The organism is Sorangium sp. So ce448 (assembly GCF_051520915.1).
Lineage (GTDB): Bacteria > Myxococcota_A > Polyangia > Polyangiales > Polyangiaceae > Sorangium > Sorangium cellulosum_B.
Genome location: NZ_CP150343.1, coordinates 562293 through 574239, shown reverse-complemented (window position 1 = coordinate 574239; position 11947 = coordinate 562293). Strand labels below are relative to the sequence as shown.

Here is an 11947-nt window from a genome sequence, read left to right as displayed (position 1 = left end):
AGTGACACTTTTGCGATACATGAAGGCGCCCACCGTCAAGCCGGTGACCGAGATCAAGCGCCACGCGACGGAGATCATCGCGCCGCTTCAAGCGGATCACGTGCCGGTGCTGATCACGGAGCACGGGCGCTCGGCGGCGGTCCTCCTCGTCCATGTGCTCCGCTCGGAGCGGCTGCTCCGGGTGGACCGGCTGTTCTGACTTCTTGCGAGCCTCGCTCCTGGCGCTGCGCCGCCTGTTCCATCGGCGGCGCTCGCGAGCGCGCCTGGCGTTCTCCCAGCCGCGTCCGCGGCGCTCGCGAGCGCGCCTGGCGTTCTCCCAGCCGCGTCCGCGGCGCTCGCGCTCGCGCCTGGGGTTCTCCCAGCCGCGTCCGCGGCGCTCGCGCTCGCGCCTGGCATTCGCCCAGCCGCGTCCGCAGCGCTCGCGCCTGGAGTTCTTCCCGGAGCAGGGCACAGCCAGCAGCAGCGGGCGATCAGGTACCGGGCCGGCGGGGGCAGGCGGCGAGCTAATTGCGGCAGGTGAGCGCTCATGGTCGCTCGGGCTGTCCGCCGCCGGCGCGCTCGATGCCGATGCGCAGCACGACCTCGCCGGCGCCCAGGTCGACGCCGAGCAGCGCAGCGTCGCCCATGGCGAGCAGGAAGCGCAGCGCGTGCGGGGCGATCCGGAGCGGCGGCGACAGGCGCAGCGCGTCGCTCCCCTCGTCTACCCACGCGATCCGGCAGGCGTCGCCGACGTCGAGCGCGAGCGTGAGGTGCGACGCCGAAAAGGCGTGCAGCACGGCGCGCCCGGGCAGCGGGATCCGCCGGGGCGGCGCGCCGGCCACGCCGCAGCGGACGATCGCGCGCCCGCCCGCCTCAAGGTGATCGCGCCCCACGACCCGCGCCGAGGGCGGCGCGCCGAGCCCGAGGTGCACGAGCGCCTCGAACACTTCGCGCTCCTCGGGCGTGGGGCCGAGCGGCTCGCCCAGGGGCGGCGCCGAGGCCGGCGCGGACCAGGCTGCGGTGATCGCACGCGCCGCGGCCGCCTGCTCTGGGGTCGCGGCGGGGTGCACGGCCACGACGTTCCCTCGCGCGTCGAGCTCCTGCACGCCGCCGCCCTTGCCCACGAGCAGCCGGCCCTCCCGGACCGCAAGGACGGCATCGCCAAGGAGCTTGCCGAGGACGGTGCGCGCGCCGCTCTCGAGGCGCACGATGTCCTGGAAATCCACCGCGCATACCGCCGCGTCGCCAGCGGCCACCGGGCGGCGCAGGTGCAGCGTGCTCGATGCGCCGACCAGCGAGGTGGGCTCCGGCAGGGCGAACGGCGCCGGGAAGAGCCGCTCGCGGAGCAGATCCGCGTCCTCGCTGGACGCGAGCCGGTGCACCGCGTCGATGATCGCCTCGCGGAGCCTCCTGTCGAGCGGCGCGAGCTGGGCGCGGGCGGCTGGGGAGAGCGGCCCGAGGTCCAGGAGATGGCGCCCGGCGCCCGCGAGCGCCTGGTCGCTCGGACGGGACTGGAGCGCGCGCTGGAGATCCTCGCCGAGGAAACGGCCGAGCAGGCGCCGCGGGAGCAGCTCGTAATCGGGCCGGCGCGTGAACGGCCCCGACCCGGCGCCGTACCATTCCAGGAGCCCTCGGGCCTTGCGCATGTTCGCGCCGGCCTGCTCGATCCACGCTGCCGCCTCCAGGGTGTGCCAGGGATCCAGGAGGCGCTCGATCGGAGCGCACCAGGGGCCCTTGAGGTTCGGCGGGATCGCCTTGCGCCATTCGCACCGCGCGCGCTCGCCCTCCTCGCCGCTCCAGCGCGTCACGTCCTCGAGCGGCTCCGGTACGCCATGCGCGGCGAGCCACTCGAGCAGCGCGCGGTCGTCACGCAGCTCGGCCCAGCCGCACCACTGCTTCCAGTCGAGGCCCCGCCAGTAGATCGAACGGTTCTCCGGGTACAGGTCCACCCGGCCCACCGGCCCGCCCTCCGCCGCAAGCACGATTCCGAGTTGCGGCAGCCCGTGCGACGCGCGGCCGCGCTCGTCGAAGGAAGCCTTGTGCTCGTCGATCTCGAGCGCCCCTCCGAGGGCCTGCAGCGCCGTCCGGTCGAGCTCGACGAGGACGCGATCGCCCCCATCGACCACCTGGCCCCGGGACGCCGCCGCGAGCGCGCGCTGGAGGTCCTCGTTCCGGGGAGGGCGGCCGTAAGGATAGGGATTGATGAAACGCACGAGCTCGTCTCGCTCCTTGCTCCGGGCTGATCAGCGCCGGCGCCGGCCGCGGCCCCCTTGCCGGCCGGGGCGCGCCTCGACCCAGGTGCCCTGATGCACGTACGGCGTCGTTCCGCCCGTCCAGTTCGGCGCCATCATGCCCGGTCCCCATGCGTGGCCACCCGGCCCCGCGGACGTGGTGCCCGCGTAGGTCGCGGCCGGGTTCGCCGAGCGCGCGCCGCTCGCGATCGCCCGGGTCTCGTCCGCGACCGCTTGGAGCACGCTCGGCCCGTTGCCAGCCGCTGGGGTCGCGCTGTTGCACGCGGACAGCTCGACGCGCCGCTTTCGCCCCCGCTTCTGGCCGCGGAACCCCGCCGCCGTGAGCCGCTGCCCGAGCTGGCGGCCGTCGATGTAGCCGTTGCCCCACTCCACCAGGTTGGGCGCGCCGTGCGTCGATACGATGACGTGATCCTCTCGCGCCAGGCTGCCCGCCGTGAGCTGATCGTATCGAAGCACGCGCGCGCCCGGGTGCTGTGCCTGAAGAAGGGCGACGTGCTGCTGGATGGTCGCGTCGGCCGGCGCGCCCACGACGATCGTCGTGAGCCCGGAAGGGTCGATGAAGATCGTGACGTTGGGGACGAACCCGATCTCCTGCAGCGCGCCCAGCAGGCCGAGCGGGTCGGGGGTCAGGAAGACGTGCGTCGCCGGGTCGTAGAAGCGGTGGCGGTTGTAGTGCAGGCCGGTCACCGCGTCGGCGCGCTGCCCGGCGAACCGGAGGGCGCCCGGATCGCCCGTCGCGCGCGCGACGCGGCCGAAGGCGCCGAGATCGATCTCCGACGCGCGCCCGTCGCGGTGCAGGTAAAGCCACGGCGTGGAGGCGGCGTCCGTCACGACCATCCGCCAGTCCTTGCCGTCGCGCGCCTCGAGGAGCGGCGTGAAGCCGTCGTCGTCGAACACGCGCTGGATCGACGGGCCGCTCGTCGGGCGCTCCTCGACGAGGCTCTCGCCATCCCAGCCAAACCAGGTGCTCTCGCCATTGCCGTGCGCCTGCGCGACGCAGCGGCCGAGGGGGTCGTAGAGGTAACGGACGGCGAGGCCGTCGCCACGGACCGCTGCGACGAGGCGGTCGCGCTCGTCGTACTGGTAGCGCCAGGTCTGCAGCGGCCCCTGGCCGGCGCGGCCCGCGAGGCGGCCGCGGGCGTCCCACTGGATCTCGGCGCCGCCCGCGCGCAGGGGACGGCCGTCCCCGCCGATCGACCACGCGGGGCCGCGCGACGGGACCGGGGTCCCCTGGGGCGCGTACGCGAACTGCTCGTCGGCGCCGAGGCCGTGGAGGCGGAGCGGCCTGCCCTCGACGTCGAGGTCGTACCGGCGCGCGCCGCGCTCGCTGTCCTCGACCGCCGCGACCGGGCCCACCCGGCTCCAGGTCCACGCGCGCGTCCGGACGGGCTCACCCCGCCCATCCAGGATGGCGACGCTCTCCGGCATGCCCTGGACGTCGCGCGACCAGACGAGCGCGCGCGTCCCGTCGAGCCGCCTCCGCCGCGACTCGCCGCGCGCGTCCCGTTCGAAGGCGAGCCCGTCCGCCTCGGCGGCGGCGACCTCGAGCGACGCCGGCGCGCCATCTTCCTCGCGCCGATGCACCTCGACCGACCACCCCGTCGCATAGCGACGCTCCAGCACGCGGCCCGCGTCGTCGAAGCGGCGTGCGACGGCGAACGCGAACCCGGCGGCCTCCTGGACCTCCCGGACGACCCGGCCGTCCTCGTCGCGCTCGAACGTGACCATCACGTCCGCGTTCCGCGCGCGCGTGAGGTGGCCGAGCGCGTCGTACTGGAGCTCCTCCACGAGCCCGCCCGAGGTCTCGAGCTTCGTCACGCGACCGGCGCCGTCGCGCTCGTAGCGCACCCACGTTCCGTCGGCGTGGGTCGTCCGGACGAGGTGGTTCGATCCGTCGTACTCGTACGCCGTGCTCGAGCCGCCGAACGAGGTCTCGCGGGAGAGGTTGCCGCAACCGTCGTAGTCGCGCGCATGGCGCTCGCCCGCGGCGTTCTCGATCCAGCGGAGCCGGAGGAGCACGTCGTAGCCGAGCCGGAATCGCCTGCCGTCCGGGCGCACCACCTCGACGAGCGCGCCGGCGACATAGCGGTACCTGGTGATCCCGCTCGCGTCGGAGCGCGCGGTGACGCGGCGGCTGGCGTCGATCTCCAGCTCCTGGACGTTGCCGTTCGGCTCCTCCAGGCGCACCAGCCCGAAGCGCGAGTCGTACGCGAATCGATAGACGCCGCCCTTCGGGGTGCGCGCCTCGACGGGGCACCCGAACAGATCGAAGACGTACTCGTAGACGTCACCGGCCGGCGTCTCGACCCGCAGCGGGTTGCCGTGCGCGTCGTAGTCGTACGTGAGCTCGGCGCCGTCCGGCCCGGTGGACGCCCGCACGAGGCCGTGCGCGTCCCACTCGAGGGCGTGCTCGCGGCCGCGCCAGTCGACGCTCCCGGTCGGGACGCCCCTCCGGTACGTGGTGCGGGTCTTCTTCCCGTCGGGCCGCGTGCGGACGATGGCCTGCGCCTCTTCGTCGACCGCGTCTCGCCAGGTCGCGCCGCCGGGCTCGGTGACGCTCGCGAGGTGCCCCGCGGCGTTGTACGACAGCCGCGTCGTCCGCCCGCCGCCGTCGCGGATCGAGAGCAGCCTGCCGACCGCGTCGTACGTGTAGGTGCGCGCGTGGCCTCGCGGATCGACATAGGAGGTCACGAGGCCGAGCGCGTTGCCCGTGTATGTGTGGGTCGCGCCCTCGCCGTCGATGACCACGGTCCTGCGCAGAGCGGTGTCGTACGAGAGCCGGGCGTGGTGGATGCCCCGGGCGCCCGGGAGGGAGGGCGCGCCGAGCTCCGCGAGCACGTCGCGGCCGGCGATCTCGCCCCACGTCTCGACGCACCGCCTGACGCCGTCGATCGCCTCGTACCTGAAGCGGAAAGCGAGCCCGTCGGGCAAGATCTCCCGGATGAGGTAGTGCTCCTCGTCGTACTCGTACCGGATCTCGGCGCCGCCCGCGTCGATGACCCGCACGAGATCGCCCGCGCCGTCGAGCTCGTAGGTCACGGCGCGGCGGGTGTGCGGGGTGCCATGCTCGTCGGTCGCGGTCACCTCCCACCAGGCGAAGGGTCCCTGGCGCTCGAGCCGGGCGTGCCGCCCGACGGCATCGACGATGCCCGTGAGCTCGTCGCCTCGCCATTCCAGGGTGGCCTTGTTGCCGAACGCGTCGCGGAGCTCGACGAGCGCGAAGCGCTCCTCCGGGCCGGCGCGGCGCAGCACCCGCACGAGGCCGTCATCGTCTTCGACGAGGAGATCCTCTCCGACGGCGGCGACGCGAACACCGAACGGCAGGAGCAGGACCTGATCCTGCGCGGGCCAGGAGAGCACCTGGGTGCGACCGCTCGGCGACGTCAGCTCGAGCGCGTCGCCGCGGCGCCGGGCGCTCCAGGCGAGATCGTGCGACCACCCCCACCCCATGCCGCAGCGGTGCCGCACCGCCGCGGTCGAATAGCTTCGCTCCAACGTCACGACCAGGGGCCCCGGCAGCTCGACGTCCGCGACCGGGTTCGTGTACATGGCCCCTGTCACGACGTCGACCGGGTGCCCCGCAGACGCCTGGCCGTCCGCAGCCGGCGGCGCGGGTGGGCTCGGCGGCCCCGCGCCCTGACTGCTGCCCCCGCCGCCCCCGCCGCCGTTGCTTGAGCCCTGAGGGCCGCCGCCGCCCGGACCGCCGCCGCCCCCGCCGCCCCCGCCGCCCCCGCCGCCCCCGCCCGCGGCGTTGCTCGCACTCGCGCCTGCGCCGACAGTGATGCTCTTGTTCATCTGGCCCATGCTGCCCGTGATGCCGGCCATGCCGAGCTCGATGAGGACGTTGGGCGCGCCCAGCCAGGGGAAGCACGGTCCTCCCGTGTTGAGGCTGACGACCTCTTTGAGCGTGCCTGGCTCGTTGCCGTGACAGGCCTTCATGCAGCCGCCGACCGTGAGGATCTTCGCCCCTTCGATCTTGGTCCGCATGCACGGATCGATGATCCCCTCGGCCACGGTGCCCATCGTCGGATAGGGGATCGGCAGCGGACTCGGCGCCGCGGGCGTCAGGCACACGCTGACGGCCATGCCGGTCATCTGGTGGCCCGACTTCTCCGTGATCGTGTCCATGTGAAGGGCGGTGACCTTGGCCATGGCGCTCTCGAGCGTCTCACGGGAGGTGCCCCGTCCTCAATGCGGAGGTCGGCGTGACGCGCGCGGGTCCGTGTCAGCCGACCTCGCGATCGCGCCCGGCGTTCTCTCAACCGCGTCCGCGGCGCTCGTGCTCGCGCCCGGCGCCGCGACGACGGCGACAGCGCTCACCCGCCGAGCGGCGCGGCCTCCTCGGGTGCCACCGGGGCCTCGCCCCCCGGCTCTGCCGGCGGCGCGTCGGCCTCGATCTGGCCGGGCCGCCGCGAGGACGGGCGCACCCGCGCGGCCAGCTCCGGGTGACCGGCGAGCCGGAACAGCCCCACGAGGAACGTCGCGGCGCGGCTGAACCGATCGTCGTACGCCGCGATCGCGGTGGTCTTGGCGAGCAGCGTCGCCTCGGCCTCGCGCGCCTCGCGGGCCACGTCCTTGAGGTGACCGCGGAGCGCGCCGCGCAGGCCCTCGATCCGGAGCACCGTCTCCTCGGCGTCCCAGCGGATCCCCTTGCGGCGCGGCTTCGGCAGGTCCTTGGCGCCGAGCGCGCGCGCCACCTCGCCGGCGAAGCGCTCCAGCTGCGCCGGGTCGCGCGGCGTCACGTCCGTGAAGCCGAGGCGCGTCAGCGCCGCGGCGCCGTACAGGCCGGTGAGCCACTCGCGGAGCTCGGTCAGCTCGGTGTAGAGCGCGGCGGCGGCCTCGTCGCGGGCCTCCCGCGGGGCTGCGTCGTCGGCGAGCTCCGCCTGGTGCGCCTCGTCGGCCGCCACCATGCGATCGCGCGCTTCGGCGAGGGCGCGAGCGACGATGTGCGTGAAGAGCGAGACGTCCGGCATCTTCTCTCCCTTGCGCAGGTGCGGAGAGAGCAGCGCCTCGAGCTCCGCGGCGATCCGGCCAGCGTGGGCCTCGCCGGACGCGACGACGGAGTTGGCGCTCTTCTGACGATCGGTGACCAGCTTCGAGGGCATGAAAGCTCCTTCCCGTGAGGGTCGATGCGCGACGGCGGGCGCCGTCGCGGCGCGGACGAACGCCGCGCAACCGCGCAGGATAGGGTCCGGCCGCGCTCCCTCCATGGCCGGGCAGGTTTGCGGCGCTCGAGATCGCCGGATCGGGATGTGGCGCCGCAACCCGGGACGAGACGTCGCCCGGGCCACCCGGCTCAGTTGCACTCGGCGGGCGGCGTGGTCCCGGCGAGGCTCGCTCGGATCTGGGTCAGCGCCTTGGCGCGCGGGGTCTTCCCGCTCTTCACGAGCTTCTCGATCCCTGCGCAGAGATGCGATGCCGTCGCCGCCTTCGACTTGGCTTCCGGCGACTTGCCCGACTTGGTGGCGACCGCGTGGAGCGCCGTGCAGCACGCCTGGATGGAGGCGCCTCCCCCCCGTGACGTCGTCCCCGTCGCCCCCTCGGCCGTCGCCGCCCCTGCATCGGCTGTCGCCGCAGGCTCGGCGGAAGCCGCCCCCGCGGGCTCTTGCCCCGCCGCCGGCTCCTGCGTCGCCGCCGCCGTCGGTGTCGCAGCGGGCGTCGGTGTCGCCGTCGGCACCGGATCGGCCGCCACGGGCGCGACCGTCGGCGTGGGCGCGGGGATCGTCTCCGGCTCTGCTTCTTCTTTCCGGCAGGAGCTCGACAGGATGCTGCAGACAAGAACGGCGAAGGCGATGGACGAACGCGACCGGATCATGCCTGTCTTCTACAGAGCTTCTCCGAGCGCATCCATACGGCTCCCCGAGTACAAGCCCGTACGGCCCCACCCGCCGCCCTCCCGCGCCCGCCTCCCCCCGACCGCTCCGCGATCGCCCCCACCCTCCCCCTTCCCCCCGAGTCGGCGGGGGTGGGGGTGATGAGGGAGGGGCCGGCGGGGGAGGGCCCCACGAATCCGAGCGCCGGCCCGCATCGCAGCGACCCCTCTCAGACCCGTCTCCCCCGTTCACGAGGCAACAGCCACCAAAAGGCGCGAGTTCGTGGGAGGGCCCCCCGCCGGCCCCTCCCTCATCACCCCCACCCCCGCCCGTCGCAGCTCAGCTGCATCCCATGCTGTTGCCGCAGTTGAGGCACTTGTAGCAGGCCCCGTTCCTCACGGTGATGTGCCCGCAGCCGTCGCAGACCGGCGCGTCGCCCATCATGTCCTCGAGCTGCGCGTCGAGCGCGCTCGCCGTCCGGCCCCCGCCCTCGACCAGCGCCGCCGCGGCCGGCGCGGTTTGCGAGAACGACGCCGCGCCGCTCTCCTGCGCCCGCGACTCGACAGGGTCCTCCATGGCCGAGCTGACCGGCTGGACGTGGGCGAGGTCGTAGCGGTTCAGGTACTCGACCCCGAGCACGCGGAAGAGGTAGTCCACGATCGACGTCGACATCTTCACGTAGTCGTGCCCCTCGACGATGCCCTGCGGCTCGAAGCGGGTGAAGGTGTACTGCTCGACGAAGGTCTCGAGCGGCACGCCGTACTGGAGCCCGATCGACACCGCCATCGCGAAGCAGTTCATGATCGAGCGGAACGCGGCGCCCTCCTTGTGGAGGTCGATGAAGATCTCGCCGAGCGTCCCGTCGTCGTACTCGCCCGTTCGGACGTAGATCTTGTGCCCGCCGACGCGCGCCTCCTGCGTGAAGCCCTTGCGCTTCCTGGGCAGGCGGAACCGCTCGGGCGCCGCCGCCGAGGGCGAGCGCGGGCGCGCCAGCGCGGTCGCTGCCTGGACGATGGGCGCGGGGACCTCGGCCTTCTCGGCCTTGCCCTTGCTCTCCTTGCTGTCGCTCGAGCTCGAGGTCGACGAGAGCGGCTGCGACGCCTTGCAGCCGTCGCGGTAGAGCGCGACCGCCTTGAGCCCGAGGCGCCACCCCTCCTCGTAGATCCGCTGCACCTCCTCGACCGTCGCGTCGTTCGGCAGGTTCACCGTCTTCGAGATGGCGCCGGACAGGAACGGCTGCGCGGCCGCCATCATGCGGACGTGCGCCATCGGCGCGAGGTACCGCCGGCCCTTCTTGCCGCAGCGGTTGGCGCAGTCGAACACCGCGTAGTGCTCCTCGCGCAGGTGCGGCGCCCCCTCCACCGTCATGCGGCCGATGATCGTCTCGTTCGCCTCCTCGATCTCCGCGGCCGAGAAGCCGAGGTGCTGGAGCAGCGAGAAGCCGAAGCGCGCCCGCGACTCCTTGGAGACGCCGAGCCTGTCATAGGCCTCCTCGCCGAGGATCCAGGGGCCGAAGGCGAGATCCAGATCGAAGACGCCGGGGATCGCGGCCTCGACCTTCGCGAGGTCGTCGCTCGTGAGCCCCCGCGCCTTGAGCGACGCCCGGTTCACGTGCGGCGCCGCCAGGAGCGTGTTCGTGCCGGAGACGTAGGCGACGATCTCCTGCACCTCGGCCTCGGGGTAGCCGAGCCGCCGGAGCGCCTCGGGCACGGACTGGTTCACGATCTTGAAGTAGCCGCCGCCGGCGAGCTTCTTGAATTTCACGAGCGAGAAGTCGGGCTCGATGCCCGTCGTGTCGCAGTCCATCAGGAGGCCGATGGTGCCGGTCGGGGCGAGCACCGTCGCCTGGGCGTTGCGGTAGCCGTGCTCCTGCCCGATCCGGACCGCCTCGTCCCAGTCGGCGCACGCGGCCCGCCAGAGCGACTCCGGGCAGCGGTCGCGGTCGATCGCGTAGGCGGCGTCCCGGTGCATGCCCATCACCCGGAGCATCGGCTCGCGGTTCCTGGCGAAGCCGGCGAACGGCCCCTTCGCGGCGGCCATCTCCGCCGAGACCCGGTAGGCGTGGCCGCAGAGGATCGCGGTGAGCGCGCCCGCGACCGAGCGCCCCTGATCGGAGTCATACGGGATGCCCTGCAGCATGAGCAGGGTGCCGAGGTTGGCGTAGCCGAGCCCGAGCGGGCGGTAGTCGTGCGAGTTCTTCGCGATGCCGCGGGTCGGGTACGCCGAGAAGTCGACGAGGATCTCCTGGGCGACGAAGAACACCCTCACCGCGTGGCGGTAGCCCTCGATGTCGAACGAGCCGTCCTCGCGGAGGAACTTGGTGAGGTTCAGGCTCGCCAGGTTGCAGGCCGAGTCGTCGAGGAACATGTACTCCGAGCACGGGTTCGAGGCGTTGATGCGCGCCGTGTTCGGGCAGGTGTGCCAGCGGTTGATGGTCGTGTCGTACTGCACGCCCGGATCGGCGCAGCCCCACGCCGCCTCGGCGATCTGGCGCCAGAGATCCTTGGCGCTCAGCGTGTCGACGACCTCGCCGGTCGTCCGGGAGCGCGTCTCCCACGCCGCGCCCGTCGCCGCCGCGCGCATGAACTCGTCGCTCACGCGCACGGAGTTGTTCGAGTTCTGCCCGCTCACCGTGTGGTACGCCTCGCCGTTGAAGTCGGAGGGGTACCCCGCGCCGATGAGCGCCATCGCCTTCTTCTCCTCGCGGACCTTCCACTGGATGAAGTCGACGATCTCCGGGTGGTCCATGTCGAGGCAGACCATCTTCGCGGCGCGCCGCGTCGTGCCGCCGCTCTTGGTCGCGCCGGCGGCGCGGTCGAACACCTCGAGGAAGCTCATGAGCCCCGAGCTCGTCCCGCCGCCCGAGAGCTTCTCCTGCTTCCCGCGGATCGCGCTGAAGTTCGTCCCCGTCCCGGACCCGTACTTGAACAGCCGGGCCTCGCTCTTCACGAGGTCGTAGATGCTCATCAGGTCGTCCTGGACCGCCTGGATGAAGCACGCGGAGCACTGCGGCCGCTCGTAGGCGTTCCGGGTCTCGACGATGTCGTCGACCGCGCCCGCCCCGTTGGTTCGAGGCGCCGACGCCTTCCCGTTGGCGCTCCCGTTCCCCGCGTCGGCCGAGGCCTCGTTCCAGGCGAAGTTGCCGCCCGATCCCTCGATGCCGTACCGGTGGTAGAGCCCGCAGTTGAACCAGACGGGCGAGTTGAACGCGCCGTACTGGTGGACGAGCAGGTAGGCGAGCTCCGCCTCGAAGGTGTCCGCGTCCTTCGCCGAGGCGAAGTAGCCACCGAAGTGCTCACCCGCCTCGCGGATGGTGCGCGCCAGCCGGTGGACGACCTGGCGGACGCTCGTCTCGCCTAGCTCCTTCTTCCCGTGGATCCCCGCCTTGCGGAAGTACTTGGAGACGACGATGTCGGTCGCTAGTTGCGACCAGCCGGCGGGGATCTCGGCCCCTTCCATCTTGAAGACGACCGAGCCGTCGGGGTTGGTGATGACGCTCGATCGGCGCTCCCAGGTGACCTCATCGAGCGGATCCGCGGCCCGGTGCGTGAACCGCCGGTCGAACCCGAGCCCGCGGGGGCGCGAGGCCCCTTTCTTCACGCCCTTCTTCGAGGCTGCGCCGTCGACCTGCGCCTTGGCGGCCCCCCCGGTCACCGGACGAGCCCCCCCCTCTTCCTTCGTCCGTGCCGTCATCTTGCCGTTCCCGGCGGGGAGCTTACCGCCGTCACCCACAACTGCCGACTGGGCCATTTCCAAGTCCTCCTGTGAACCACCGCACCTGGCGGTGACCCGGGTCCTACCGAAAGCACAAAGAGTTCCCTGGAGAACGACGGCGCCTCATCGCCTCGATCTCCACAGGTCTCGTAGCTTCTCCCCTACTACCTGCTCAAACGTTCCGGCTTC

At 72.8% G+C, this 11947-nt stretch carries 6 protein-coding genes; 1 reads left to right on the top strand and 5 read right to left on the bottom strand.

What is annotated here, in order from left to right; translation table 11 throughout:
- Positions 1 to 19 precede the first annotated feature (19 nt).
- On the top strand, positions 20 to 199 hold the full coding sequence (locus WMF45_RS02150) for a type II toxin-antitoxin system prevent-host-death family antitoxin (protein WP_437715315.1): 180 nt from the start codon (positions 20 to 22) through the stop codon (positions 197 to 199).
- Positions 200 to 524: 325 nt separating this feature from the next.
- On the opposite strand, the gene WMF45_RS02145 is transcribed toward WMF45_RS02150, so the two are convergent.
- The 5 genes from WMF45_RS02145 to WMF45_RS02125 all read right to left on the bottom strand — a co-directional run bounded on the left by WMF45_RS02145 (position 525) and on the right by WMF45_RS02125 (position 11794).
- On the bottom strand, positions 525 to 2192 hold the full coding sequence (locus WMF45_RS02145; protein WP_437715314.1) for a hypothetical protein: 1668 nt from the start codon (positions 2190 to 2192) through the stop codon (positions 525 to 527).
- Between the two features lie 30 nt (positions 2193 to 2222).
- Positions 2223 to 6383, bottom strand: coding sequence for a PAAR-like domain-containing protein (locus WMF45_RS02140; protein ID WP_437715313.1), 4161 nt, complete (start codon positions 6381 to 6383; stop codon positions 2223 to 2225).
- A gap of 164 nt (positions 6384 to 6547) precedes the next feature.
- Positions 6548 to 7336, bottom strand: a complete 789-nt coding sequence (locus tag WMF45_RS02135; protein WP_437715312.1) for a hypothetical protein — start codon at positions 7334 to 7336, stop codon at positions 6548 to 6550.
- Positions 7337 to 7527: 191 nt separating this feature from the next.
- Positions 7528 to 8046: a hypothetical protein gene (locus WMF45_RS02130; protein ID WP_437715311.1), complete on the bottom strand. Its 519-nt coding sequence runs from the start codon at positions 8044 to 8046 to the stop codon at positions 7528 to 7530.
- Positions 8047 to 8383: 337 nt separating this feature from the next.
- Positions 8384 to 11794, bottom strand: a complete 3411-nt coding sequence (locus WMF45_RS02125) for a vitamin B12-dependent ribonucleotide reductase (RefSeq protein ID WP_437715310.1) — start codon at positions 11792 to 11794, stop codon at positions 8384 to 8386.
- Positions 11795 to 11947 lie beyond the last annotated feature (153 nt).